The organism is Curvibacter lanceolatus ATCC 14669 (assembly GCF_000381265.1).
In the GTDB taxonomy this organism is placed as follows: domain Bacteria; phylum Pseudomonadota; class Gammaproteobacteria; order Burkholderiales; family Burkholderiaceae_C; genus Curvibacter; species Curvibacter lanceolatus.
The window spans coordinates 1-25377 of sequence record NZ_KB906283.1 but is presented as its reverse complement, the minus strand read 5'-3'; the positions used below and the strand labels follow the sequence as shown (position 1 = coordinate 25377).

Genomic DNA, 25377 nt, shown 5'->3' with positions numbered 1-25377 from the left:
TCAATTCCAACAAAAAAAGCATGCATCGAAATACAAACACACATCTTCTTGGTACGTATTGCGTCGCGGTGTTTTGTCGGCGAAGTGGCTCGCAGCCAACTACTGTCAGGGGCAGTTTGTACGGGATGTGGGCGCTGCGCATTGGAAAGCAAACGCGAGTGCCATGCCGCTGAAAAGGGGGGGCTCTCTGCAGGGCAGGGCAGCGAGGCGAGAGCAAATGCTCTGCCTTCAGCAGGACTTGACCACCCCTGCCGTTCTGCGCAGAACGGGATGGATGAGCGCGTGATCCACACGCTCAAAGACCCATGCTTGGCCGATACAGCCATCGGCGCATCTCACCAGGTACTGAAAATGAAGACTCCCGCTGGGGCTGATGCGTTAGCGGCCTGACCTGCGCAGAAACCTCTGGGTCCACACGTCGCGGCGCGCATCCACAGTGCCCGCACGGCGAGTCAAGACAAGGCGGCGCCCTGGCCCCAGTCTGCCACCACGCTTGTGACCAGTCGCTTCACCATCGTGCGGGTGTCAGACCAGTCCATGGTTCGTGTCATGCAAGGAAAGACGATCATTCCATGCACCGCGGCTATGAGTATGTCGCTCGCCAATCGCACATTCATCGGGGGCCGTGCGAGCGTCTGAAAATACTGTTCGACCGTCTCGTAATAGAGGTTGAGACCTTCCTGCGCGGCAACCGACTGCCCGAAGGGCAGCTCGCCGCCGAGGACTCCAGGTGACGGGCGCATGGTGGGCGCGGGGAAGAGCACCAGGAACGCCTCCATGTGCTTGAGCCAATAGTCGGCAGTGCCGACGAAGAGTTTGAGGACACGCTGCGCCGGACTTTTCTCTCGTGAAATCAGCTGGCGCAACTGCTCGGTGCATGCCTGCATGTCGTGCGCGCGGATCTGAAAGAAAAGGTCTTGCTGGTGCTCGAAATACTGATAGATCGCGCTAGGCGCATACCCCGCTGCCGCGGCAATGCGGCGCAAGGAGACGGTGGCCGGATCTTCATCCGCGAAGAGCTTTCGCCCCGCCGCAATAAATGCCTCGCGTACCTTGGCCTTGTCCGCGGGGGTGCGTGCGCGGCTCAGGGCTTCGGCTTTGGATTGGCGAAAAGACATGGATCAAGGCGCACTGAACGGAGGCTCTGGTGGGGTACGCGTGGGAAAGTATAGGCGATGGTGCGGGAATACCCTTTCACTAAATGAACGTGTTCAATTAAGATGGCTGTCATGACTCAAACACCCATGACAGGCGTCAGTTCTTGCTGCTGCGCCAAAGCTGGCGCGACGGTCTTGGCGAACCTACCTTCACCGGTCGACGGTCGCTTCGAATTGACAGACCACTTCGGCCGGCCGGTGACCGAACTGAGCTTTGGCGACCGATACATGTTGATCTTTTTCGGCTTTTCCCACTGCCAGGTGGTGTGCCCTCGGGAGCTGGAGAAGTTGGGCACGGCCATTGAACGCCTGGGGCCCTTGGCGCAGCGCGTTCAGCCCCTCTACATCACTGTCGATCCTCAGCGTGATGATCCCAACACGATGCGCGCTTACGTGGCGCGCTACCCAGGCAATTTCATGGGACTCACCGGAACGCCTGTGCAAGTCGAAAGGGCCAAAAAAGCCTTCCGGGTGTTTGCAGAGCCTGTGCCTGACCCCAGCGCCCCGGATGGTTACGTCGTACCGCATACGGCATTCGCGTATCTGATGGCCCCGGGCGGCCGGTACAAAACTCACTTTCCTGATGCGCTCACCGTCGATTCCGTGGCTGATCGATTGCGTGAGCACCTGGTGTGAGTGGCTTTGCATCGCAGGAAACCAGCGGACTTGTTGACGCCGGAATGACGGCCAGGCACGGCCGCCAGAACGATCCAATTGGAAGACATCATGAACTCGCCAGAAGCTCTCGATACCCTCACTGACCGCCAGGCTGGGCACCTGCGTCATTTCGCCAACCTCTCGCGGCAACCTCAGAACGATTGGTCCATGATGCAAGGCCGCGGAACGGGGCAGGATGACTTTGGTGGCTACCGTTTTCAGTTGTCATACATGGCCTATGCGATGGCGCTGGCGCATCGGCACAGGCTGCCGGCGGCACCTGGGCTTTTCAAACCTGTGTTTGAACGCTTCATGGAGAAAATCCTGTTGCCTGAAGTGTGGATGTACTGGGCCCGCGTCAGTCAGGGCGGCAGCGTCTTCAATATGCACCTTTCCGAGACGCTGAAGGAAGAGTGGAACCCGGTTGGGCGCGACAACATCATGTACAGCGCCTACGTCCAATCCGTGGCGCTGCTCTATAACTACCTTTTCGACGACGATCGCTACGCCGCGCCTGGTGCGTTGACCTTCAAGTACTGGTCTTTCTTCTGGGGCGGAAAGGAGCGACGCTTTGAGTACGACCAGAACAGCCTCCACGAGACCGTTTACTGGCAGATGGTCGAGAGTGGCTACCTCGGCGTTGCCTGCGAGCCCAACTGCGTTTTCCAGATCTGCAATCAGCCGGCCATCCTCGGCTTTCGCATGTACGACCTGGTCAATGGGACATCGGTTGCTGCCGAGGTGACCGATGGCTACCAGAAGGCCTGGGCACAGTTCGGCCAGTTGGATGCCAACGGGCACTACAACATGATGATGGCGCAGGACACGCGTGCGGTTCGCGCGAATGCGGGCCCTTCGCCATGGGTTGACGCTTGGTGCGGCACGCTCATGAACATGTGGAACCGTGATTTTGTGCATGCTCACTATCCAACGCAGATGCGTGACTGGTTGGTCGAAGGCCAAGACGGCGCCCTGTCGGTTCGCTCCGTCGAGCGCCCGCTCATCATGGGTCAGAAGGTGGTCAACGACGATTCCGACTTTGGTTGGGCTGCGACCTGGGCCTCGGAAATGGGGGACCAGGAGACGCTGACAGGCCTGCTGCGGCATGCCGAGCGCTACATGGGGCCTGCCTGGCGTGACGGTGGCTTCTACTTCCCGCGCAACGACTCTCAGTACGACGCGGAGGGCAACCTCACGCTGGTGGAGCCGATGTGTGGCAATGCCCTTCTGGGCTATGCCAGCCTGAATGTGCCGAACGGGCTTTGGAAGCTCTATAACGAGCCCATCGGCGCAGATGAGCGCTGCCAGCCAGCGCTTGTGCAGGTCGGCGATGGGGTCGATGTACTTCGAGCCCGTTTTGATGCGCCGACGCAGCGACTCCATTTCACGCTGCGCCGCTGCGCGAGCAGCCGCAACGGCTTCGAAGTCCAGATTGGGCGCCTTGCAGAGCGCGGACAGTGGTCGCTTTCGCTGGAGGGGCAGAAGGTGGCGGAAGGTTTCTCTGCCACGATCGCCCACACGTCACTGCCGTCGTTGCAGCTGGGGGAGCATGGCCTGAGGCTGGATTGCCGCGACTTTTCGGATTCTGCTCGGTTCGTGCTTGCCTTCCGTGCGACCTGAACGACCTGAACGACCTGAACGACCTGAGCGGCCGTGGGGCCGTCCACTCTCCCATTGCAGGCCGAGGGGAAGGTCGACCCATTCGAGCTTCGCCCGAACAGGCGCAAAGTCGAGTCTGGAAGGCGCACTCCGTGAATCCCGGTAGTCACAAGAGGCCTCAGGTTCGGATGTGACCTTCTGACCAAGGCGATGGTCGCACGATCTCGCTACCATCGCTTGCACGTACATCCACCGCCGCATTTGTCGGTCCCCATGCAAGTCCTCCACGTACACGCCCCCACACCCGTCATGCAGCGCGCGCCCACGCAGAGCGCACGCTTGCTCATTGCGCCCGAGCAGTTCGAAGCGCATTCGCCCTTCTTGCTGATGGCCGAGGATTGGTTCGCGCCCCCAGCGGGGTTCCCCACACATCCGCACCGCGGCATGGAAACCGTGACCCTGGTGCTGGAAGGCGAGGTGCAACACACCGATCACACGGGCGCGAACGGCACGTTGAAGGCGGGGGACGCTCAGTTCATGACCGCAGGCCACGGCGTGATGCACAGCGAGATGCCTGGACCCGGCGGGGTTCACCTGCTTCAGCTGTGGTTGAACCTCCCCGCTCGCCTCAAACACGTCAGCGCGCGCTACACGGACCTGCGGGTCAATAACGTGCCGGTGCATACAGCGCCGGGCTTGCAGGCGCGTGTCTATGCGGGGCGGTGGGGCGGTGCCGTGCAGGCGCATGGCAGCACCTGGCCCCTGAGCTTGTTTGACATCGAAATCACAGCCGGTACCCACGCGGAGGTGCCCGTGCCTGCAGGCGAGCGCGCCTTTGCCGTGCTGCTGTCTGGTGCCGTCACCTTGGCGGGCACGGAGATACAGGCACCGAAGGTAGCATGGATGGACATCGGATCGGCCCCTTCGCCAGGCCAACACCCGTCAGCCAACCCGTCGTTCACCCTGCATGCGATCCAGGCGTCGCGGCTGCTGGTCTATGCCAGCCCGGTGATCGATGAGCCGGTGGTCGCACACGGCCCCTTTGTCATGAACACCCGAGCTGAAATAGAAGACGCCTATGCCGACCTGCGAAGGGGCCGCCTGACCGGCTGAAAGTGGATCTCATGGCCGAAGGCATGCCCACGAAGCGCAGCTCGACACACCGATGTGATCGTGAGCGACCAGGGAGGAGGGCCGACAATCGTCGTTGTCTTTGCCCAGCCAGCTTTGCAGCGCGGTTGCCGCGCTCATGGAGCCGGTAGCGTCGAGCGCCCACTCGCTGGATTCGCGGCGTCAAGAGCCCGTCGGAGTGGCCTTGGCGATCGCCTGATAGCGGGCGATGTCATGTTGGTACAGGGTGTCCAGCTCAGCCAGGCTCATGGGCCCCATCAGGTCGGTGCCTGTCGAACGCGCCCACTCCCGGACCTGAGGGTCTCGGCACGCTTCATAGAACACCTGGTTCAGACGCAGCTGCACGGCCTCGGGGGTGGCGCGTGGCACATGCATGCCGCCCCACACGTCGTAGTTGAACCCCGCAAACACCTGACTGGCGGCCGCCATCGGCTTCAGCGAGGGATACAGCGGGTACGGTGCGGCGGCCGTGATGCCCAGCGAGCGCAGCTTGCCCTGCTCGATGAGCCCCATGGTGCTACCGTTGACCGGAATGAACGCCACGTCGAGCTGGCCGCCCAGCAAGTCCTGCACCATCGGCGGCACGCCCTTGAACGGCACATGCAGCACGGGGACCCCGCTCACCTTCTCGAACTGCGCACCGATCAGGTGAATGAGCGAACCTGGCCCGATGTTGCCCACGGTCAGGGGATTGCCTCCGGGCTTGTTTTTCAACGCCACCACGTCGGCGAGGCTGACCTGGGGCAGGTTCGCACGCGCGACCAGGATGTACGGCACGCGTCCGAACAGGCCAACCATGCGGAAGTCGGAGGGCGCGTAGCGCACGGATGGAATCGTCAGCGGGCTGAGGATCAGCTCGGTGGGGGTTCCCATCAGTATCGTGTGCCCGTCAGCGGGTTGCGAGAACACCCGCCCCGCGCCCAGGGTGCCACCGGCACCGGCGATGTTCTCGATCACCACGGTCTGGCCAAGGGACTTGGTCAGCAGGGGCTGCAGCGTGCGCGCAATGGCATCTGTCGGGTTCCCGGCTGGCCAGGGAACGACGAGCGTGACGATCCGTGTGGGCCAGTTTTGCTGCGCTCGCACCGGCAGGGTGGCCGCCAAGGGCAGTGTGGCCATGGCCTGCAACAGACGGCGACGGGCTATTTGTGGGCTGATGTTCATTTCAATGTCTCCTTGTCGGCCACGATCACGTTGAATTTCACTCACGACGCGCTGGCGCCCTCATCAGGCCATCACGACGCTGTCCTCGAATGCCAGACGGGGCCCGCGCGGACGGTTGCCCGATGGATCACCCCAGCCGAGATTGATCAGGAAGTTGACCTTCAAGCGACCATCGGGAAAAAAGGCCTCATTCACTGCCGCGGGATTGAAGCCGCTCATGGGCCCGGCGGCCAGACCCAGGGCACGGGCCGCCATGATCAGATAGGCGCCTTGAAGGGCGCTGTTGCGGGAGGCGGTTTCCGCGCTCAGTCCCGCGTTGTTGGCAAACATGTCGCGTGCGCCGGGATTGGCGGGAAACTGCGTCGGCATGTGCTCGTAGAAGGTGGAGTCAAAGGCGACGATGGCCACCACGGGGGCTGCCATGGTCTTCTCCACGTTGTTGGGCATCAGGGCGGGTTTCAGTCTTTCCTTGCCCTCGACACTGCGCACGAAAACCACTCGGCCAGGCTGCGTGTTCATGGAAGTCGGGCCCCACTTGTACAGGTCGTACAGCTGCTTGAGCAGGTCGTCGCTGACGGGCTCGGTCGTGAACTTGTTGTAGGTGCGCGCGGCCAGGAAAAGCTGGTCCAGGGCGGTTGAGTCAAGGGCTTGGGTCATGTTGTGATGTCTTTCGGTGATGGACGTTTGGGCTTGAGGGCGGCTTATGCGGGCTCGACCACCCGGTGGCTGTTGGTCGCCACGGCATTGCCCGGAGCCGAGAACTCGATCATCTCGGCGCTCACATACTCCAGGATCTCCAGGTCGGCAATGCCGTTGACGACATGGCACGTCGTGGGCAACTGCTCGAAGGTGGCGCGGTGCCACTTCACCGACCCGCCCTTGGCCTTCCACTTCCTGAAGGCAGCATCTTCAAATTTGATGGGCGAAGTTCCGCGGGACGCGCCTTGCATCGGTTGCGAAGTGGTGACATACGTGACGTCGGCCCCGCCAGAACCAAAGGGGCCGGTGCGTGGCATGTACTTGTAAAAGATGGGCCCGCCGGGTGCCCCGAGCAGATTCATGTTGTCCACGGTGGTCTCTTCAATGCCGTGCATCTCCATCTCGAAGAACTTGAAGTCGAGCCAGGAGGCCTGGCCGCTCAAGGTGCCGCTGTCTGGGGCCAGGCGCACATCCGGGATGTCGGCAAACAGTTTGGGAAACCCCAGCTCTTCGCGACCGGTCATGATGGCATCCGGTCGCCCCTCCCAGATCGACAGGCAGAGGCCGCCCTCGACGGTCTCGGACTTGCCGGTGTAGATCACAGGCACTTCCACGTTGACCAGCCCGTAGCCCCGTCCGGCCAGCCAGTACAGGTCGCGGAAAAACCCCAGCGTGACATACACCAGGGGATCGCCGTTGAGGCGAAAGCCCGGTGGCAGCAAGGCCTCCAGCTTGTCCTTGTGGGTGCGGTACGCGATGGTCGCCCACTGCACGTTGGCGGTGCCGGACTCTTCGGCCTGCCAGGGCGTGCCATCGTGTTTCTGACGGGGGCCCGGCGCGGGCCCGAAGACCACCGGCATCCGATAGCGCACATTGGGTTTGAAAATGAAACTCATGGAATAACTCCTTGGGTGGGGAAGAGGCGAATGTTCAGAAGGGGTAGTGACGTGGCGTGGTCTGCACCGTGACCCAGCGCAGTTCTGTGAACTCGTTCACACCTGCACGGCCGCCGAAGCGACCGAAGCCGCTGGACTTCACACCGCCGAAAGGCATCTGCGCTTCGTCGTGCACGGTCGATGCGTTGACATGGCAGATGCCCGATTCGATGCGGCCGGCCACTTGCAGCGCGCGCGCTACGTCGCGCCCGAAAACGGCGGCCGACAGCCCGTACTCGGTGTCATTGGCGCAGGCGATGGCTTCTTCGACGCCGTTCACACGGATGATCGGCTTGACCGGTCCGAACGACTCGTCTCTGTAGATGGCCATGTCGGCCGTCACGTGGTCCAGCAGCGTGGCGGGCATCAGGGTGCTGTCGGCCTGACCGCCGCACAGCAGCTTCGCGCCCTTGGCCACCGCATCGTCGATCAGCGCGTTGCAGCGCTGCACGGTGCTGCTGTCCACCACGGAACCCAGCACCACCGGATCCTTGCCGCGCGGGTCACCGAGGGGCAGGCGGCTGGCCTTGGCAACCAGGCGCGCCACGAACTCATCGGCGATCGTCTCGGCGACGATGATGCGCTCGGTCGACATGCAGATCTGGCCCGAGTTCATGAATGCACCGAAAGCAGCAGCGTTCACGGCGGCGTCCAGATCGGCGTCGTCCAGCACCACCAGGGGCGCCTTGCCGCCGAGTTCCAGCACGGAGGGCTTGAGGTGCTTGGCGCAGGTGGTGGCGATGATGCGACCGACCCGGGTGGACCCGGTGAAGTTGACGCGACGCACGGAGGGGTGCGCGATCATGGCTTCGACCACTGCCGCCGCATCGGCTGGCGCGTTGGTCACGAAGTTCACCACGCCCGGTGGGAAGCCCGCTTCCTGCAGCGTTTCAATGATCAGCTGGTGCGTGCGCGGGCACAGTTCCGATGCCTTGAGCACCACGGTGTTGCCACAGGCCAGCGGTGTGGCAATGGCCCGAACCGCCAGGATCACCGGTGCGTTCCACGGGGCCATTCCCAGCACCACGCCAGCGGGCTGGCGTACGGCCATGGCCAGGCTGCCCGGCACATCGGAGGGGATCACCTCTCCGGTGATCTGGGTGGTCAGCGAAGCCGCTTCCAGCAGCACACCCGCAGCGAGGTGGACGTTGAAGCCGGCCCACATGCCGGTCGCGCCGGTTTCGGCACACACCGCCTCGATGAATTGAGGCGTCTTGGATTCGAGCAGCTGTGCGGCCTTGAGCAGCAGCGCCCGGCGTGCGCTGGGACCTTGCTGGGACCAATTCTTGAAGGCTGCCGAAGCGGCCTCAACAGCTGCAACGGCATCGGCCGGTGTCGCGGCGGCGGCACGCGAGACCACCTCCTGGGACATCGGATTGCGACGCTCGAAGGTGGAGCCATTCGAGGCCGGAACGCTGTTTCCGGCTATCAGCAGATTGACATTGAACATGGTGGTTTCCTGGGGGTTGAACAAGTTTCTTCAGACCGAAGGTGATTGGTCACTGGGGTTTGAGCTGCACGGGCTGCGCCAGGCGGCGATCGCGTTCGGTCTGATCGGCGATGAGTAGGTCGGCTTCGGCCTGGGTGACGACGGCTAGCTTGGCTAACTGGGTAAAACCCGGCCGCCGCTGCATGGAGAATTTCAAGAGATTCAAGACAAGGGCTCCTTCGACAAAGCGCACGAAACCACACCGCCCTTGTCGGGGCGGTCTCAAGGCTGTGCGGGGTTCAGGGTTGGGTGATGGCTTCGAGTTCGACGTCGTGCAGCACCACACTGTCTGCACCGACGCTCGCCGGGCGTTCGATGGCCCCATGGTCGGGATGCGAGACGCGCACCAGGTAGGCCCCGCTGTGCAGCGGCAGTGCATCGAACTTGAAATCACCGAACACATCGGTGACCGTGGTGGCGAGCTGAGCGCCCGCTCGCAACAGCGCCACGTCGGCGCCCTCCAGGCACTCCAGGCGCCCCCCCACCGTGGCCGCCACGCTGCCTGCGATGAAGCCGTGGTCGGCGCGGTGCAGGTTCTTGTAGTAGACGCGGGGCCTGGTCCCGAGCTCGGGTTGGAGCGCGCGCAGCCCTTCGGTTTTCACGCGCTGCGCCATGAGGGCGTCGCCCAGCTTCACGGCTTCAATGGCCTGCGTGGGGCACACACCGACACAACGCGGGGCGCCAGCCCCGGTGTCCAGCAGGTGCGCGTCGAAGAACCAGCTTTGCGGCAGTTGCAGCGGATCGTTCCAGACGATGGCGCCATAGGGACAGGCGTCCACCAGATCGCGACGGCCTTTCGCCTTGACCGGGTCGATGATCACAATGCCATCGTCCCGTTTCCGGACCGCGCCGTCTTCACCCGCTTTCACGCAGGGCGCATCGTCACAGTGGTTGCACATCTTCGGCACATAGGCCGCGTCCACCAAGGGGGCCGCGCCGCGCACCGTGCGTTCGATGTGAATCACGCCACGGCCCTGGGCAGGGTGCGGGGCTGTATAGCCCGGGAAGTCATTCCCCACCAGCTCGTCTTTCGAGGCAAGTACGCAGTTGTTGCAGTTCTCGCAGCCGGCGACATCAATGATCAGATTCCATTTATCCATGTCAGGCCACCTTGCGCACACGGGCTTCATGCGTCCATTTCTCCACCTGCACCAGACACGAGTTCGGCGACATGCTGCTGGTGCCACGCATCTGCGAGCGCGACGGCGTCAGTGTGTTCATGCACCCGCCCAGGTCCACCCATTCGCCGTCGATTTCCACCGGCTCGAACTCAGCGCTCGATTCAAAGGACTTGACGACGCCCGACGCCACCATCGGTGAAACGTCGACCGCGCAGATCACGGCACCCCTGTCGTTGAACACCTTGACCAGGTCGTGGTGTTCAATGCCCCGGGCTCGCGCGTCCTGCACGCTCATCCTGAGCAGCCAGTAGTAGTGGCCGGCGATCAGGACCCGGTGGTCTTCGATGTCGTTGGTGAAGCTGTTCTTGCCGTCCACGTTGGTGTGGAAGCTGTAGCGTGAGTGTGTGGCAATCATCTGCAAGGGGAATCGCCCGGTCAGCGCGGCGGTCTGCCGCCCTTCCCACGACGGGATGTAGCGGTTGAGCACCGGGCGCTCGGCGTTGTCCGGGTCGGAACGCTTCAGGGTTTCGGGCATGAACTCGAACTTGCCGCTCGGCGTCTGCAAGCCCTTGCCGAAATCGCCGGCCCATTGCGACGGCAATGGCTGGGCTTCCGGGACGTCCTTCATCCTGCCCTCGGCAAACCAGCGGAAGACCACCGGTGCGCGGGTGGCCTCGGGCTCCGGAGGCACCACGTAGTAACCTTTCTTGCAGAACGCCTGCCAGGAGATGCGTTTGGCCACGTCCGATGACTTGAACACCCGCTTGACCCAGTCAAGCTCGCTGCAGCCTTCGGTGAAGATCGCACCCAGACCCAGGCGGGTGAGGATGTCGGTGAAGATCTGGTAGTCGGACTTCGACTCGCCCAGCGGCTCGATGCACTTGTGTTGCAGCGCGATGACTCGGTGGTTGACGCCATCGAAACCGTGCTGCAGGTAGCCGCCACCTGCGCCCCATTCGCCGATGTCGTAGCGCTCGAAGTTCGTGCAGGCCGGCAAGATGATGTCCGCGAACTGAGTTTCGCCCTCCATCCATATCGACTGGTTGACCACGCACTCGATACTCTCGTGGCGGTAGGCCGCCACCATGCGGTTCGACTCGGTCAGCGTGCTGAACGCCGATCCACCGTACTTGTAGATCATGTGGATGCGGGGGTAACCAGGCATCGGGTAGCTATAGGGCTGGAACTGGATCTCGGTGGCAATGCCATCCCACAGATAGCCTGTCGCCTTGCCTTCGATGATGGCCTCGGGGAACTGCTGGCGCGGCACCAACTGGCGCACCGGGTTCATCGAGATCACATGCGGCATCTTCTGGTAGTTGTTGACCGAGTTGCCGTTCCACTGCAGCTCGCCCGAGATCCCGCCATCGGCATAGCCTGGGAAATAGAACTCGTAGTCCACCGGCGCGCCTGCCTGCAGGTTGCCCATGTTGACGCCGGGCTTGCCCAGGCCCTGCATGGCCATCATCATGACCATGCAGCGGGCCCACTGGGCGCCGCCTGCGCCCCGGCAGGCGCCCCCGAAGCCGCCGCCATTGGCACCGGCCGCGAGGTAGGTCTTCTTCCTGGCCCATTGGCGGGCCAACGCCCGCACCACCCGGGCCGGCACACCGGTCTCAGGCTCCTGCCATTCCGGCGTCTTCGGTACCCCGTCGTCCTTGCCCAGCAGGTGGTCGCGCCAGTCGTCGAAACCCGTGGTGCGCGTGGCGACATAGTCCTTGTCGTACAAGCCCTCGGCTACCCACACCTGCATGATGGCCTGAGCCAGCGCAGCATCGGTTTGCGGCCTGATCGGTATCCAGCGCCCGCCAAGCAGTTGCGCCGTGGGGTTGTAGTGCGGGTCGATGTGGATGAACTCGATGCCCAGTGCTTTCGCCCAGAGCCGGCGCTGCGTGCCCTCGAAACCCATGTAGGCGCCGTTGGTGCTCTCCGGGTCGCTTGACCAGAACACCATCAGCTCACTCTCTTTGAGACAGTCTTCCACCGTGCCATAGGCTGCCGCGATGCCCACTCGCTGGCTGTGTCCCCAGTGGTGCATGGCCCCCCAGTACCAGCCTTCCCAGCTGTCGGGGTTGGCGGCCATGCGGGTGAAACCGATCTGGTTGCCAAAGCGCATCAGCGCGCTCAGGTAGTAACCGACATTGCCCCACTGGTGGTGTGACGACATCGGGATGACCATCGATCCTTGGCCATACGTTGCCTTCTGGCGCTTGATCTCGCCGGCCACGATGTCCAGTGCTTCGTCCCAGCTGATGCGCTCGTAGCCGCTCTTGCCCCGGTTCTGCGGATTGCGTTCGCCGTGGGGGTCGAAGTCCACGCGCTTCATCGGGTAGAGGATGCGCTTGTCGGAGTACACCGCCGACTTCATGGCCATGGCATGCGGGGCGATGGTCGCCTGGCGGCGCGGCGTGAAGCTGCGTCCTCTGGCGCGGATCGTCCAGCTCGGCGCGTCCGTCTTGTCGAGGTCGATCGGCGTCATGCGCACGATCATGTCGTCCTTCACATGCACGAACAGAGGCCCCCCGTTGGTCAACATCGTGAAGCGCGTGCAACCGTCGGGCATGGGGGTGCCCATCTGCAGGCCGGAGGTCTGCGAGAAATTGAGCAGCTGCATGAACCAGACCACCAGGGGATCCGGCCCCATGACCATGACCTTGAAGTTCTTGGCAGCGTGCACGACTTCGCCCATGTCCGGGTCGGGCTTCATCATCAGCAGCGCCGTGTCCACGTCCTTGAAGACCATGTTCACGTGCGGGCGCAGGTGAGCGCCGGCCACCGACTTCACCTTGCCAGCGCCGATGATGAAGTGGCGCACGATGCTACCGTCCTTGAGCCCGATCTGGGCAACGATGTCGTGCTGTTTGAGCCGTACCCGAAAGGCAGGCCGCGTGCCCGCGACCCGGTTGAGCATGGGGCCCAACGCAAAGAGAATGGTCCGGAAGATCGTGCGTTTCATACAGGCCTGAATGCGGGCGTGGCGATCACAATGCGGCGGCGTCGGGGACGTGGTCTTCGACGGGCTCTTCGATGACACGGTTTTCGATGTAGCCCAGTTTGTCGATCTCGACCTTGACGACGTCACCCGGCTGCAAGAACTTGCCCAGGGCGATGCCCACATTGGCACAGGTGCCGGTGGCTATCAGGTCACCGGGCTCCAGCGTCATCACCTGGGACAGGTGGTGAATTTGCTGCCAGATGTTGTAGATCATCTGGCCCGTGTTCTGCTCCTGGCGCAGTTCGCCGTTGACCCACAAACGCATCATGAGGTCGTGCGGGTCGTCGATTTCGTCGTGGGTGGTGATCCAGGGGCCGATCGGGCCGTGCGTGTCGAATGACTTGCCCAGCGTGAAGGTCGGGCTGGCGAACTGCCAGTCGCGCGCCGTGAGGTCGTTGGCGACAAAGTAGCCCGCGACCACACTGCGCGCATCGGCTTCAGAAACGTAGCGGCAGCGCTTGCCGATCACCACGCCCATCTCGGCCTCGTAGTCCATTTTGGTAGACACGCGCGGCTTGTAGACCGGCGAATAGGGCCCCGTGATGCAGCTGACCTGCTTGTTGAACCAAAGCTGGTTCTTGGGGACGGCCACGCCCGCTCGTGCCGCCTCGTCGGCGTGGTCCTGGTAGTTCATCCCGATGGCGAGGTATTTCTGCGCGTCGGGGATCGGGGCTTCGAGCTTCACCTCGGTGAGCGCATAGCCGGCGCCAGCCGGCTGCTGGCTCAGGGCGGCGTTGATCTGCTGGCGCAGCGCCGCGCCGGCAGCGAGCACTCCGGTGACGGTGGATGGCGCGTCGGGCAGGAGTTGGGACAACTCGATCACGCGGCCCTCGCGAACGAGTCCGATGGTGGTGCGGTCATCCCGGGAAAAGCGAGCCAGTTTCATAAGTTTTCTCTGAGTTTTGAATGGAAGATGGATGCAGCTTCAGGCAAAGAATTCGGGGTTCAGAGGAGGTGCCCACTGGCGCAGTTCCTCGTTGCTGATGGGGTCGTTGCCGACCGGCGTGTTCTCGTTCACGAGGTCGCCATCGGTCCAGTGCTCAACCTTGTTGCCGAACGGATCTCGCCAGTAGTCGAAGAGCTGGCTGCCCTGGATGTGGCGGCCGACGCCCCAGGAGTGCTTCCACTCCTTGGACTTGAGGTGTTCGTTGCCTTGCACCACGTCGTCCAGGTCCAGCACCTCGAATGCGGTGTGGTCGAAGCGGTTGCTGCCATCGGGCGAGGCGATCACGGCCAGCGTGTGGTGGTCGGTCCATTGCGAGCCGAGCCCGCAATGCATGAAGGCGGCGATCTTGTTGTCGGGGTGGCCTGCGTGGTAAGTGTCGGAGGGGCGGAAGCCCAGCACGCGAGTGTAGAAGTCCAGCGCTTTCGGAAAGTCCGCCACCAGCAGCGCGGCATGACCCAGGCGCATCACCGTTGAAGGCTGCGGCTTCAAGCGCACCACCTTGCCGAAGCGCGCGCGACCTGTGGCCGGGTTCATCAACAGAGGCTCGCGGTGCGGAAGTTCGGGCAGGGTGGCCTGGCCATGGATCACGTCCACGAGGAAGCCCATCGGATCCCGGAAACGCACGCGCATGCCACCCCCGGGCTCGGGGTTGTCCTCCACGCTGCTATTCACTTCCAACGCGAGCTTGTGAAGGTCGGCTTCGCTCTGGGCGTGCAAGCCGAAGCCCAGGGTCGCGTTGGTCTCACCCAGCTCGGTGATGTGGCAGTGGTGAGCCGTTCCACTGGAGCGCAGGTAAAGCACCTGGTCGGTGCGTTCGATGCGATAGAGCCCGAAGTCCAGCATGAACTTCTCCATCAGGTCCAGGTCGGTCGCCTGGTAGCGAACGAATGCAATGTCTTTCACGGAAATCATGCGGGTTTCCTTTTAACGAGCGTGGGGTTTCTGGCATCGGCAGGCTGCGCCGACATGGTGAAGGGAGGCTGACGGTGCTCCTGCGCTGGCTGCAACATGGGTGCGGCTTCGGCAGCAGTGGGCGCGCCACGACATGGTCTCTGGCGTCCTGTTCATTGGCATGTTCGTCTCCTCGGTCATCTGCCTTTGTTGGGGGTTCTGATGGCGTTGTGCACTGGGTGCCCCGCAGCATTCGGAACGAATACTAAGTCATGTTTTATCGATAATTCATGGGGAAAACCATTATCTTTGAAATTTGCTTTTATCGATAATATTCAAAAAAAGAGATGGAGATGGCGTAAGACGATGAGCCAGGGCTGACATTCGCAAGAGGCCCTTCATCCCTCTCAGGACACACCATGGTTATTCAAGAGATCGACAACCGCAGCCTGACCTCACGCGCCGTAGAGCTGCTGCGCGCCGACATCATTGGCGCCAGCCTCAGGCCCAATGAGCGCTTGCGCATTCAAGCCCTTAGCGAGCGCTATGGCGTCGGGGCCACTGCCATTCGTGAGGCTCTGTCTCGTCTGGTGTCGGATTGGCTTGTGGTGTTCGAAGACCAGCGTGGGTTCTGTGTGGCACCCATGTCGCGGGCCGAGCTGCTGGAAATGAACCGCACCCGGATCGACGTCGAAAGCCTGGCCATCCGTTATGCCGTGGAGGAGGGCGATATCCAGTGGGAGTCCGGTCTCATCAGCGCTTTTCACCGGCTTTCGCGCACCCCTCCACCCTCCGATCCCACCCAGCAGCCCATCTGGGCCGAAGCTCACCGGCAGTTCCATGTGGCCCTCATCGCGGGTTGCGGCTCTCCCTCGTTGATCCGCCTGTGCGCGCTGCTGTACGACCAGTCTGAGCGCTACCGCAACTTCGCCAATTCCCAGCGCGAATCCGCTGGACGCCACGTGGGCGTCGAGCACAAAGAACTGCTGGACGCCGCGCTCGCGCGTGACGTCAAGCTCCTGACCCTGCTGCTGGGCCGCCATTTCACCCGCACCACCGACATCATCCAGAACGCCGACTTTGGTGAAACGGGCGCCAGCGCGCGCCTCAACGCCACCCGTGCATCGTCACAGATGTAAGACCGCCGGCGCGGGCGGAGATTCATTCCAACCATGACCCGGAGACAACCATGAGCACCTCGCCCCAACCCCAACCCATCGACACGCTGCGTGGCCGCGCCGTGCTGTCCGTCGCGCACGTCGCCGGCATGGTCGACATGGTCTCCCTGCCTGTTTGGGTAGGCACACTGATCTCCAAGTACCAGTTGAGCCCACAGCAGGCCGGTGGCCTGGTGACTCTTTTCCTGGCCGGGGTGGTGCTGGCCAGCCTGATCGGCGCCCCCCTGTTCCGCCGACTGCCGGCACGGGCCATGACTCCCGTGGGATTCACGCTGGCAGCGCTGGCCTTCGCCGCATTGGGCTCGACCACCGACTTCATGACGATGGCGGCCCTTCACGCTGCGGCCGGTACCTGTGTGGGATGGGCGCTGTGTTTCACGCACGGCACGATGGGGCGCACGTCGAACCCTCACCGCATGTTTGCGGCGGCAGGCTTGGCGCTGGGCATCTTCGCCGTGATCTTTCTCGGGTTCGCACCCAAGCTGATCGAGGCCATGGGCGGCGCCATGTTGTTCCGTGTGTTCGGGGGGCTCATGTTGTTCGCAGCGGCGATCACTGCGATGGCCTTCCCCTCCCCGCCGACCGCCAGCGCTGCGGAGTCGGCTGCGCGCCAGTCTTCTGCGCGCATCCCGTCGGTTGTCTGGGGTGGCATTGTTGGCATCGGCCTGATGGCCCTCATTCAGGCCATGATGTTCAGCTTCATGGAGAGTCTGGGCGTGTCGCGCGGTTTCAGCGCTGAGCAGGTGCAAGCCGTGCTCATCGCGGTCGGTTTCATCAATTTGCTTCCAGCCATCGCCGCGACCTGGCTCCAGAAGCGATTGCCCGCGCACCGCGTGCTCCTGGCGGGGCCGGCGGTACAGGCCATTCTGGCGCTGATCATCACGCAATCCATGGGTTACATGCCTTTTGCGCTGGCCTGCAGCGTCTATGTGTTCGTGATGATCTTCACCCACATCTTCGCGTTCGGCATGTTCGCCGCCCAAGATCCGTCGGGACGGGCCGTGGCCGCGACCCCGGCCATGATCATGACGGGATCGGCCATCGGTCCGATTCTGGGCGGGGTGTTGGTGCAGAACTTCGGCTATGAATGGCTGGGGTATGCGATCGCGCTGCTCGCTGTCGCGGCCATTGTGGCGTTCGCCCGGGTACGGGGTGGCAGCGGCGCAACAACCACGGTTCAAGCTGTTTGAACGGGCTCGTCGGCAGACCCCCTTGAGCGAAAGACGCAAGAGGGCTCCGGTGGCCGGAGCCCCTGCGATCCATGTCGATCTTCGCGCCCCCGGCGTTCCCCGATGACCCTCTCCTGGGGGCGCGCGGTCGAGCGGCCACCCAAGCCCCGAACCCATACCCGGCTGCACACACGGTCGGCCAAGAAGGAGCGATGCCATGGCAGATGATTCCGCAGTCCCCACAGTCGACCCGGCCGCCGCGCTGTGGCGAGAAGAGCTTGCACGCGTGCTGGCCAGCAACAGCTTCGCCGGCGCGACCCGCATCCGGGCCCTGCTGACGTTCCTGGTCGAGGAAGTGCTGGCCAAGCGTGGGCGGCGCCTGAAGGAGTACGTGATCGGCGTCGAAGCCTTGGGTCGTTCGTCTGACTTCGACCCACGCGTGGACACCAACGTCCGCACCGAGACGTGGCGGCTGCGCGTGAGGCTGGAGCGCTACTACGCCAGCGAGGGCGCGATCAATCCTTGTCGGATCGAACTGCCACGGCGGTCCTTTGTACCGCTGCTGCACAGCCAGATCGCGGCGGCCGACACCCCCTCGGTCACGCATGCCGAGAGCCGGGCGCCCACCTGCGGATTTCGCCGCACCGAACCCTTCCAACTCGCGCTTCAGCAGTTTCGTGAGACCTTGCCCGAGGGAGATGAAGCTTTCGGTTTCGGTGCCAGTCTGATCGACGAACTGGCACTGGAGCTCGGCGATCACCCGGGCCTGCGAATTGCAATCACATCCGATGCCATCACCAGCCTGACCACCTCACGACAGTCCGACTGGACACTCAGCGGCAGTGTGCGACGCGTGCAGGGTGCACTTCGGACTGTTGTGCACGTGGTGCGAACAGACGATCAGGAGCAGGTGTGGAGCCACGGCTTTCAGTGTCCGGCGCAGGTCGTTCAGGACACCCAGGATCTTCCACGCGAGCTTGCCCTCAACGTCGCCCGCCAGCTCCTGAGCAGCCCCGCCGTGCAAACGCTGGGCATCAACCGCCCCACGCCCCTGGGCGTGGCGGGTGGCAGTTTCGTCCGCAGCCTGCTCTCCTCTGGGTTTGCGCGCATGGCGTCCGACCCAGAGTCTCTGCGGCGTCAGGTGCGGCGCATCGATGCCTGGTTGCTCGACCATCCGCAAGACGCCGCAGCGTACCGGCAGCTTGCCATGTTGCTGGCCTGTCTGGCTTGCGCCGCGCCCGCTTCGCGCGGTGAGCTGTCCGGGCATTTGCGGCGCTGCGCGCATTCATTGCTGGCAAGGCCTGAGGAATCCATTGACGCCCTGCAGGCCCTGGCGCTGGCTTCCATGGTCGATTTTGACTGGTACAGCGCCATGTCGCTGCTCGACACCGCCATCCTGGCCGACCCGCAGTGCTCCGATGCTCGGGTGGTGCGCGGGCTGTGTGCGATGCATGTCGGCGATTCGGGTGCGGCACAGAACGACCTGGCACAGGCCTGTGCCATCGACTCGCAATCCTCGCTGGCTTTTGCCACGCTTGGTCTGCACCACTTCCAGCAACACCAATTCGACTGCGCAGCCAACGCAGCCCGGCATGCGCTGGCGATCGACAGCCGCTGCGAGCCCGCGGCGGTGCTGTTGGCCGATGCGGAGTTGTGCGTCGGTCAGATGGACGAAGGCATCGCCGTGCTGCAGCAAACCCGACACTGGAGCGGACGCTGGCCCGTCATCCTGGGGCGTCTCGGGCATGCACACGCCGTGATGGGGCGCCCGCAACTCGCACGCACCCTGCTCGGCGAACTGCAGCAAGGCGTTGCTCATGGCATGCAAGCGCACGCGGCGATGGCCGACATCCACATCGGCCTCGGCGACCGCGAGGCAGCGCTGACGCAGCTGGACCAGGCCGTGCAGCGCCACGACCTGCCCGACCTGCTCCTCCTGCGCTCAGCGCCGCGCTATCAGGGGTTGCGCCGCGAGGCCCGGTTCCACCAGATCATTGAACACATGATGCTGCCGGCCGCAGCCTGATACCGCGTCGTGCAGGGTGTGTGCCGGTGCTCATGCCTCGCACAAGGTCGGGGCCAGTTGCGCGTAGCGGCCTGCGTGAAATACCAGCGGCTGCGCCTCCCTGTGCTCGCAGGCCAGCACCTCCCCGATAAAAATCACATGGTCGCCGGCCAGGTGCTGCGCGACCGTGCAGCACTGGAGCACGGCCGCGCAATCGGACAGCAGCGGAACGCCACCCTCACCGTGCCCGATTTCCAACTCGGCAAACCGATCTTCACTGCGGCGGGCGAACCGGTCTGACAGCGATTGCTGCTCTGCCGAGAGCACATGAACAGCCCAATGCCGCGCGGTCACGAACGATTCCATGGCGCTGGAATCACGGCGCAGACTCCACAGCACCAGCGGTGGCGACAGGGACACCGAGCTGAAGCTGTTGGCCGTCAGACCAACAGGTCGCCCGCCAGCCGAGCGCGTTGTAACGATGGTCACACCGGTGGCAAAGCTGCCGAGGACGCGGCGCAGTCGGTTCGAATCAATGGAAGAAGAAAGGGCTGTCATGGCGACCTCACGGAGAACACGGTGACGTTGATTGGACGGCCCATGCCCGGCAAAAAAAAGACTCTTCAGGTCTCGTCCTCGTGACACGCCTCTGGTGTGACGTTACGTGACTTTCATGCCGCGCGGCAGTCACGAGAATCCACACCGCATTGCGACTGCGTGTCCGGCAAAACGCCCGAATTCAACTTGAATCTCAACCGAATCCAGGAGGCATCTGAGATGAGCACCTATACCCCCACCTACCGAGACATCCCCTTGGTCACTGAAGCAGGCCGGCGCATTCGCGACGAAGTCACCGCGCTGATCCCGCTGCTTCGCCGCAACGCGCTGGAAGGAGAACGCATCGGTGCCATGCCGCAGGAATCGCTGGATGCCTTGCACCGCACGGGGGCCTTCATGATCACCACGCCCGTCGAGCTCGGCGGATACGCGCTCGGCATTCGCGACGTGGTGGACATCGTCGCCGAGATGGCACGTGGCGACGGTGCCGCCGGCTGGCTTGGATTTGTCGCCGGCGGTGTGCGCAACCTGCTCGGCTTCCCGGAGCAAGCGCTGCAGGAGCTGGCCGAAACCGGCCGGCAGGCGGTTGGCCCGTGGGCGGTGGGTGCTTCTATCTTTGCCACCAAGGTGGGCGATGGCCGCCGTGTCGACGGTGGTTTCATGGTCAAAGGCACTTGGCACTTCGGCAGCGGCTGCAAGCACGCTGCGTGGGCGGCCGTGGGCATCATGTACACCAGCCCCGAGGGCGTGCCGCACCGGGGCATGGTGCTGCTGCAGCGAGATCAATACGAGATCCTCGACGACTGGAAGGTCATGGGCATGCGAGGCACCTGCAGCAACTCCCTCCGCGCCGCAGAGGAAGTGTTCGTTCCCGCGCACCGCTTCATCGACATGGCCGAGCTGCCGGTGCGCATGGACGCATTGAACGGTCGCTTCCAGGGCCTGGCCTACCAAGTGGGTGCGCGCAGTCTGATGATGATCACCAACCTCACCAACATGGCCGTCACCTACGGCATGGCCCAGGGTGCGCTGGAGTGTTTCATCGAGCAGGCGCAGAAACTCAAACCCTTCAACTTGCCCTATGCCACGGTTGCCGACGCTGCCTCCACCCAGATGGTGGCCGCCAAGGCACACGCCATGCTCAACCTCACGCGCAGCGTGATCCACGAGATGGCCGAGACCGTGGACCGCGCCGCCATTGACCACACCGAAATTTCACAAGACCTGGAGTCGGCGATGCTGATGAACTCGGTCTACGGGCGCCAGTTGTGTGACGACGCGGTGAGCATGCTGCAGCTGTGCCTGGGCTCCTCCACCGTGCATGAGAGCAACCCAATCCAGCGCTTCGCGCGCGACATCCGGGTGGCCAACACCCACGGCGCGGTGCGCGTTGACCCGACCGCCGAGTTGCACGGGCGGCACCTGCTCGGGCGCGCGCCGTTCAACATGTTCGGGGGCGGGCTGCCCAACGTCGCTGGCAAACCACCGGCCGCCTGACAACCGAGCCCCGCACCGCGTCGGACTCGTTTCCGGCGCGCGACATAAAACAGGAGACAAACATGGCATTCGATTCTTCATTGGCCCTCGGCGACCGCGGAAAAGCGGCGGCACGCACGGAGCCCTCCAGCTACCGGTGGCGCATGATCGCCGTGCTCTGGTTCGTGGTGGCCGTCGTGGTCGCGCTGCCCAGCGTGGGCTCGGGCGTGCTCAACGCGCGCATGCTCACGGAGCTCGGATTCGATCACGGGCTCTACGGGATGGCATTCGGCCTCTTCGTCATGATGATGGGCGTCCCCGGGCCGTTGGTGGCCGCGGGGATACGCCGCTACGGCGTCAAGGCCGTGATGCTGTGCGGGACCGCCATGGTCATGATGGGGGCCACGCTGATCGGTACCGTGGTTCGGGAGGGCTGGCATTTCCAGCTTGCGTTCGGCCTCTTGCTCGGCGGCGGCGTCGCGATGGCCGGCGTGCTTCCAGCGCAGGCCGCCGTCACCCATTGGTTCCAGGACAAGCGTGCGCTCGCCCTGTCGATCGTGCTGTCTGCGATCGACATCGGAGGCATTGCCGCCGCCCCCCTGCTGGAGTGGGTGGTCACCGGTCGCGACTGGCGCCTCGGTTGGTTGGTGATGGCGGCCCTGGCCGCCGTCGGGATGCTCGCCGTGGCGCTGTTTCTGCGTGCGGAGAGTGGCTATGCCGTCGACGCCCCTCCGGTGGAGCACCTGTCCCACGTCCACAAGACCACTCGCGACTGGACACTGCGCGAAATCATCAGAACACGGGCGTTCTGGTTCATCGCCATCTTCAACCTCGCGGTGGGGCTTTCCTGGATTTTGCTCATGGCGCACGGTGTGGTTCATCTGCGCGACCTGGGCTTTTCTTCAGGTCAGGCCGCTCAGACGGTGGCGCTCATGGTCAGCGCATCGTTGGCGGGCAACATCATTGCGGGCTCGCTGGGCGACCGTGTTCCACCGCACCGCATTGGCGCCTTCACCATCGCGTTGATGGTGGTCGGGATGTTCCTGGCCGCCCACCCCAACGGATCGTTGGGACTGATCGCGTTCGCCCTACCGGCGGGCTTTGCGTACGGCGCCTCGCAGGTGTGCCTGATGGCCTTGCTCGGCAACTACTTCGGCCACCGTGCGTTCCCGTCGGTCTTCGGCCTCCTGCTGGCCATGGGAACGATCGCAGCGGCGGCTTTGGCGGCCACTGCGGGCGTGGTGTTTGAACAGATCGGCACCTACACACCCGTGTTCTACGTCTGTGCCGCGATCACGGGCATCGCCACCCTCGCCATCGCCATGGCGTCTCCCCCGCGCGCCGACCCCATCACCGCTTGACGTTCGTTGTAGTTCTTCCAAATAAGAAAACTCGGAGACAAACCATGAAAAAGCCCATCTTGTTCACCCTCCTGGTCGGCGGCTTGGCCTCACTGGCCCTTCCGGCCGTGGCGCAGTCCACAGACGCAGCGAATCCGCAGACGCCTGAGCTCCTTGTGCGCGGCCCCCAAGAGTCCGGGGCTGCGCTGGGCAGCGAGGCATTGGGTAGCATGGCCGTGCCGGTCGCACCGACGCCGCCATTGCCCCCAGGCCCGCTCACGGCTCTGGGCAAGCAACTGCGTGAGAGCGGCGTGAGTCCCGGGCTCACCTTGATCAACGCCAACTTCCGCAACCCGTCCACAGGCATCTCGCGGGGCAAGTCGGCCAACTATGGCGAGCTGATGTTCAGCGTCGGCCTCGACCTCGAGAAAATCGCCGGGCTTTCTTCGACCGAGCTGAACATCACCCAGGTGGTGCACCGGCCTTCAAGCAACACCGACCAGTACCTGTTCCAGACCGGCTCCGCCTTCACGCCGTTCCCGGTGCTCAACAAGGCCACCGACCTGGCCAACTTCACCGTGAGCCACCGGTCAATGGATGACCGGCTGAAGCTGGAATTCGGGCGCATGAACCTGACGAGGGAGTTCATGGTCGGCAACATGTGCAGCGGCTGCATCCTGAGCGCGCAGGCCACCGTGCTCAACCAGCCTGGTATCTCCAAGTCGGTGTGGGGTGCCACCGCCCGTTATGCGCTCGACCCGTACCGCACCATCGGGCTGGGGGTCCTCGAAGACAACCCGGACAAGTGGCAGAAGACCTCCGGTTGGAACTGGGGTCACGGCTCGTCCATCGGCACGATTGCCGTGTTGAACTACACGCAGCGGCGCGGCTTCGAGGACACGCCGCTCCCGTATAAGCTCGAGACGGGGTTGTTCCATTCCACATCAAGCTACAGCGACGCGCTGTACAACACCGACGGCAGCTCGCAAGCTGAGAACAGCGCCGGCACACCACTGCAGCACAACGGTCGATCCGGCGGCTATGTCCAAGGGCGCAAGGTGTACTGGCGCGGTGGCAGCCCCGGCGTACCGGAAAACCTGGCCGCCTACGGTGGCGTGGTCTTGAGCCCGGGTGCAGGAGAGAAATATCCCTTGGAGGCCTATGTGGGCACGGAGTGGAGCGGCTTTGCCCCCAGCAACCCGCTGGCCATGATTGGGTCCACCCTGCGCTTCATCCGCCTGAGTGAGCGGCGCGCCCTGTTCGAGCAACAAACCCGCAAGGGCTACACCACCGCCATGAACATGATGACCGGCGGCGCGGTGCCCGTCGTGGACGAGCGGGTTCCCCGCAACATGTTCCTGCTCGACGTGCATGGCCGCGTCGGCCTCATGCCGGGCGTGTTCCTGGAAGGCAGCGTCCAGTACCTGAAGAACCCCAATGCACTGATCCCCGCCACCACCGAACGCATCCGCAACGGCTTCATGACCAGCCTGATGCTGGTGGTCGATTTCGGTGTGGTGTCCGGCCTCTCCCGCATGCCTGGCGACAAGATTTTCTGATCTACCCACTGAAAGAGCCCATCCCATGAACCACACACCCGACGCACAAGCGCGCATTGAGCGCGCACAGAAGAACAAGCAGCTCGTGATCGACCTGTACCGGCACGTCTTTGACGCACTCAATCCCGCCGCCGTGAAAGACTTTGTGCGGGAGGACTATCTCCAGCATTGCCGCCACATGCCGCAAGGCCGTGCGGGGTTGGAGCAGTTCGTGGCCCGTGTGGCAGGTGGTCGACCACCGCTGCCGGTGCAACCCGACATGCTCAACAAGCCGGCGTTCATCGTCGCCGAAGACGACATCGTCGCGATCGGCGGCGCGCTGCCGCAACCCGACCCAGACCGCCCGGGTGAGTTCTATGACTATTTCATCGTCGACACCTTCCGGGTCAAGGACGGCCTGCTTGCCGAACATTGGAGCAGCATCAACAAGATCGCGCCACCCAAGCACCCCGGCTGAAGACGATGCAAAGGCCAGGGCGCTTGCGCCTGGCCTTTTTAAGGCATCGCGTCAGCTTCCCGGGGCGTCCATGCCTGTCGATGCCCTCGTTCTCCGCATCACCGCTGCCTTTGCCGGAGGCAGAAGCTCCTACCCGTGACCGCAGCTCCTGGCGTTCCCTAGGCGTCCAACTTGAACACGGTGACCGTGCCCACCAAATCGCGGGCCTGTACTTCCAGGCTGGCCGCTGCCGCTGCCATCTGTTCTACGAGTGCCGCGTTTTGTTGCGTGGCCAGGTCCATTTGCTGAACGGCTTCTCCGACTTGTGCCACGCCCATGCTTTGCTCGCTGCTGGCGGCACTGATCTCCGCCACGATGTCTGACAGTCTGCGGATGGAGGCGACCACTTCGCTCATGGTGTTGCCCGCCTGGTCAACCAGGGTACTGCCTTGCTCGACTCGCTCGACACTGGCCGAAATCAAGGTATTGATCTCTTTGGCGGCCGCCGCACTGCGGCCGGCCAGGCTACGCACTTCCGAGGCCACCACGGCAAACCCGCGCCCTTGCTCGCCGGCCCGGGCCGCCTCCACCGCGGCATTCAAGGCCAGGATATTGGTTTGAAATGCAATCCCGTCGACCACGGAAATGATGTCGGCGATCTTCTTGGACGACTCATGGATGCCCTTCATGGTTTCCACCACCTGGGTCACCACATCGCCGCCACGCACGGCAACCTGGCTGGCATTTTGGGCCAACTGGTTGGCCACTTGCGCACTGTCCGCGTTCTGACGCACCGAGCTGCTCAGTTGCTCCATCGAGGCCGCGGTTTCTTCCAGCGCACTGGCCTGGCTTTCTGTTCGACTGCTCAGATC

The 25377-nt window shown here is 63.6% G+C and carries 22 protein-coding genes; 10 read left to right on the top strand and 12 right to left on the bottom strand.

Translation table 11 applies throughout. The features are described 5' to 3' along the window. Nucleotides 1-452: 452 nt before the first annotated feature. On the bottom strand, nt 453-1118 hold the full coding sequence (locus F624_RS0129110; RefSeq protein WP_019577913.1) for a TetR/AcrR family transcriptional regulator: 666 nt from the start codon (nt 1116-1118) through the stop codon (nt 453-455). Between the two features lie 111 nt (nt 1119-1229). Between F624_RS0129110 and F624_RS0129105 the strand changes: the two genes are divergently transcribed. The 3 genes from F624_RS0129105 to F624_RS0129095 all read left to right on the top strand — a co-directional run bounded on the left by F624_RS0129105 (nt 1230) and on the right by F624_RS0129095 (nt 4526). Continuing rightward, nucleotides 1230-1793: an SCO family protein gene (locus tag F624_RS0129105; protein ID WP_211224189.1), complete on the top strand. Its 564-nt coding sequence runs from the start codon at nt 1230-1232 to the stop codon at nt 1791-1793. Nucleotides 1794-1883: 90 nt separating this feature from the next. After that, nucleotides 1884-3434 carry a linalool dehydratase/isomerase domain-containing protein gene (locus F624_RS0129100; RefSeq protein WP_031256666.1) on the top strand — a complete coding sequence of 517 codons (1551 nt, stop codon included), beginning with the start codon at nt 1884-1886 and terminating at the stop codon, nt 3432-3434. Between the two features lie 318 nt (nt 3435-3752). Then, complete coding sequence (locus tag F624_RS0129095) at nt 3753-4526, top strand: pirin family protein (RefSeq protein WP_169426717.1); 774 nt, start codon at nt 3753-3755, stop codon at nt 4524-4526. Between the two features lie 180 nt (nt 4527-4706). Here F624_RS0129095 and F624_RS0129090 read toward each other — a convergent pair whose 3' ends face one another. The 9 genes from F624_RS0129090 to F624_RS0129050 all read right to left on the bottom strand — a co-directional run bounded on the left by F624_RS0129090 (nt 4707) and on the right by F624_RS0129050 (nt 14805). Beyond that, nucleotides 4707-5708: a Bug family tripartite tricarboxylate transporter substrate binding protein gene (locus F624_RS0129090; protein ID WP_019577909.1), complete on the bottom strand. Its 1002-nt coding sequence runs from the start codon at nt 5706-5708 to the stop codon at nt 4707-4709. A gap of 63 nt (nt 5709-5771) precedes the next feature. Further along, nucleotides 5772-6365 carry a malonic semialdehyde reductase gene (locus F624_RS0129085; protein WP_019577908.1) on the bottom strand — a complete coding sequence of 198 codons (594 nt, stop codon included), beginning with the start codon at nt 6363-6365 and terminating at the stop codon, nt 5772-5774. Between the two features lie 44 nt (nt 6366-6409). After that, the gene (locus tag F624_RS0129080) at nt 6410-7303 is read right to left on the bottom strand and encodes an acetoacetate decarboxylase family protein (protein WP_019577907.1); all 894 of its coding nucleotides are present in this window, start codon (nt 7301-7303) and stop codon (nt 6410-6412) included. Nucleotides 7304-7337: 34 nt separating this feature from the next. Next, nucleotides 7338-8792, bottom strand: a complete 1455-nt coding sequence (locus tag F624_RS0129075; protein WP_031256663.1) for an aldehyde dehydrogenase — start codon at nt 8790-8792, stop codon at nt 7338-7340. Between the two features lie 49 nt (nt 8793-8841). Then, entirely contained in the window at nt 8842-8997 is a 156-nt protein-coding gene (locus tag F624_RS35175) for a hypothetical protein (RefSeq protein ID WP_157443684.1), read from the bottom strand. A gap of 73 nt (nt 8998-9070) precedes the next feature. Then, entirely contained in the window at nt 9071-9931 is an 861-nt protein-coding gene (locus F624_RS0129065) for a 4Fe-4S dicluster domain-containing protein (RefSeq protein ID WP_019577904.1), read from the bottom strand. 1 nt (nt 9932) lies between these two features. Further along, nucleotides 9933-12908 carry a molybdopterin-dependent oxidoreductase gene (locus tag F624_RS0129060; protein WP_019577903.1) on the bottom strand — a complete coding sequence of 992 codons (2976 nt, stop codon included), beginning with the start codon at nt 12906-12908 and terminating at the stop codon, nt 9933-9935. A 25-nt stretch (nt 12909-12933) separates the two neighbouring features. After that, entirely contained in the window at nt 12934-13833 is a 900-nt protein-coding gene (locus F624_RS0129055; protein WP_019577902.1) for a fumarylacetoacetate hydrolase family protein, read from the bottom strand. Nucleotides 13834-13872: 39 nt separating this feature from the next. Next, the gene (locus tag F624_RS0129050; protein ID WP_019577901.1) at nt 13873-14805 is read right to left on the bottom strand and encodes a VOC family protein; all 933 of its coding nucleotides are present in this window, start codon (nt 14803-14805) and stop codon (nt 13873-13875) included. 398 nt (nt 14806-15203) lie between these two features. Here F624_RS0129050 and F624_RS0129040 point away from each other — a divergent pair, with 398 nt between their 5' ends. The 3 genes from F624_RS0129040 to F624_RS33735 all read left to right on the top strand — a co-directional run bounded on the left by F624_RS0129040 (nt 15204) and on the right by F624_RS33735 (nt 19157). Next, nucleotides 15204-15923 (top strand): GntR family transcriptional regulator, encoded by a 720-nt coding sequence (locus tag F624_RS0129040; protein ID WP_019577900.1) that lies wholly within the window; start codon nt 15204-15206, stop codon nt 15921-15923. Between the two features lie 50 nt (nt 15924-15973). Beyond that, on the top strand, nt 15974-17152 hold the full coding sequence (locus F624_RS0129035; RefSeq protein ID WP_019577899.1) for an MFS transporter: 1179 nt from the start codon (nt 15974-15976) through the stop codon (nt 17150-17152). 196 nt (nt 17153-17348) lie between these two features. Beyond that, a complete protein-coding gene (locus F624_RS33735) occupies nt 17349-19157 on the top strand; it encodes a tetratricopeptide repeat protein (RefSeq protein ID WP_157443683.1) in 1809 nt (602 codons plus the stop codon). Between the two features lie 30 nt (nt 19158-19187). On the opposite strand, the gene F624_RS0129025 is transcribed toward F624_RS33735, so the two are convergent. Next, nucleotides 19188-19694 (bottom strand): flavin reductase family protein, encoded by a 507-nt coding sequence (locus F624_RS0129025; RefSeq protein ID WP_019577897.1) that lies wholly within the window; start codon nt 19692-19694, stop codon nt 19188-19190. A gap of 219 nt (nt 19695-19913) precedes the next feature. Here F624_RS0129025 and F624_RS0129020 point away from each other — a divergent pair, with 219 nt between their 5' ends. The 4 genes from F624_RS0129020 (at nt 19914) to F624_RS0129005 (ending at nt 24526) form a co-directional block, all read left to right on the top strand. Beyond that, the gene (locus F624_RS0129020; protein ID WP_019577896.1) at nt 19914-21191 is read left to right on the top strand and encodes an acyl-CoA dehydrogenase family protein; all 1278 of its coding nucleotides are present in this window, start codon (nt 19914-19916) and stop codon (nt 21189-21191) included. A 62-nt stretch (nt 21192-21253) separates the two neighbouring features. Next, nucleotides 21254-22531 (top strand): MFS transporter, encoded by a 1278-nt coding sequence (locus F624_RS0129015; RefSeq protein WP_019577895.1) that lies wholly within the window; start codon nt 21254-21256, stop codon nt 22529-22531. A gap of 44 nt (nt 22532-22575) precedes the next feature. Further along, nucleotides 22576-24069: a carbohydrate porin gene (locus tag F624_RS0129010; RefSeq protein WP_019577894.1), complete on the top strand. Its 1494-nt coding sequence runs from the start codon at nt 22576-22578 to the stop codon at nt 24067-24069. A gap of 25 nt (nt 24070-24094) precedes the next feature. After that, nucleotides 24095-24526: a nuclear transport factor 2 family protein gene (locus F624_RS0129005; RefSeq protein ID WP_019577893.1), complete on the top strand. Its 432-nt coding sequence runs from the start codon at nt 24095-24097 to the stop codon at nt 24524-24526. 158 nt (nt 24527-24684) lie between these two features. On the opposite strand, the gene F624_RS0129000 is transcribed toward F624_RS0129005, so the two are convergent. Next, on the bottom strand, nt 24685-25377 hold a 693-nt coding region (locus tag F624_RS0129000), incomplete at its 5' end, for a methyl-accepting chemotaxis protein (protein WP_019577892.1).

Coding starts and splice junctions, on each gene's coding strand:
- F624_RS0129110 (WP_019577913.1), bottom strand. CDS start 1,118: ATGTCTTTTCGCCAATCCAAAGCCGAAGCCCTGAGCCGCGCACGCACC.
- F624_RS0129105 (WP_211224189.1), top strand. CDS start 1,230: ATGACTCAAACACCCATGACAGGCGTCAGTTCTTGCTGCTGCGCCAAA.
- F624_RS0129100 (WP_031256666.1), top strand. CDS start 1,884: ATGAACTCGCCAGAAGCTCTCGATACCCTCACTGACCGCCAGGCTGGG.
- F624_RS0129090 (WP_019577909.1), bottom strand. CDS start 5,708: ATGAACATCAGCCCACAAATAGCCCGTCGCCGTCTGTTGCAGGCCATG.
- F624_RS0129085 (WP_019577908.1), bottom strand. CDS start 6,365: ATGACCCAAGCCCTTGACTCAACCGCCCTGGACCAGCTTTTCCTGGCC.
- F624_RS0129080 (WP_019577907.1), bottom strand. CDS start 7,303: ATGAGTTTCATTTTCAAACCCAATGTGCGCTATCGGATGCCGGTGGTC.
- F624_RS0129075 (WP_031256663.1), bottom strand. CDS start 8,792: ATGTTCAATGTCAATCTGCTGATAGCCGGAAACAGCGTTCCGGCCTCG.
- F624_RS0129065 (WP_019577904.1), bottom strand. CDS start 9,931: ATGGATAAATGGAATCTGATCATTGATGTCGCCGGCTGCGAGAACTGC.
- F624_RS0129060 (WP_019577903.1), bottom strand. CDS start 12,908: ATGAAACGCACGATCTTCCGGACCATTCTCTTTGCGTTGGGCCCCATG.
- F624_RS0129055 (WP_019577902.1), bottom strand. CDS start 13,833: ATGAAACTGGCTCGCTTTTCCCGGGATGACCGCACCACCATCGGACTC.
- F624_RS0129050 (WP_019577901.1), bottom strand. CDS start 14,805: ATGATTTCCGTGAAAGACATTGCATTCGTTCGCTACCAGGCGACCGAC.
- F624_RS0129040 (WP_019577900.1), top strand. CDS start 15,204: ATGGTTATTCAAGAGATCGACAACCGCAGCCTGACCTCACGCGCCGTA.
- F624_RS0129035 (WP_019577899.1), top strand. CDS start 15,974: ATGAGCACCTCGCCCCAACCCCAACCCATCGACACGCTGCGTGGCCGC.
- F624_RS33735 (WP_157443683.1), top strand. CDS start 17,349: ATGGCAGATGATTCCGCAGTCCCCACAGTCGACCCGGCCGCCGCGCTG.
- F624_RS0129025 (WP_019577897.1), bottom strand. CDS start 19,694: ATGACAGCCCTTTCTTCTTCCATTGATTCGAACCGACTGCGCCGCGTC.
- F624_RS0129020 (WP_019577896.1), top strand. CDS start 19,914: ATGAGCACCTATACCCCCACCTACCGAGACATCCCCTTGGTCACTGAA.
- F624_RS0129015 (WP_019577895.1), top strand. CDS start 21,254: ATGGCATTCGATTCTTCATTGGCCCTCGGCGACCGCGGAAAAGCGGCG.
- F624_RS0129010 (WP_019577894.1), top strand. CDS start 22,576: ATGAAAAAGCCCATCTTGTTCACCCTCCTGGTCGGCGGCTTGGCCTCA.
- F624_RS0129005 (WP_019577893.1), top strand. CDS start 24,095: ATGAACCACACACCCGACGCACAAGCGCGCATTGAGCGCGCACAGAAG.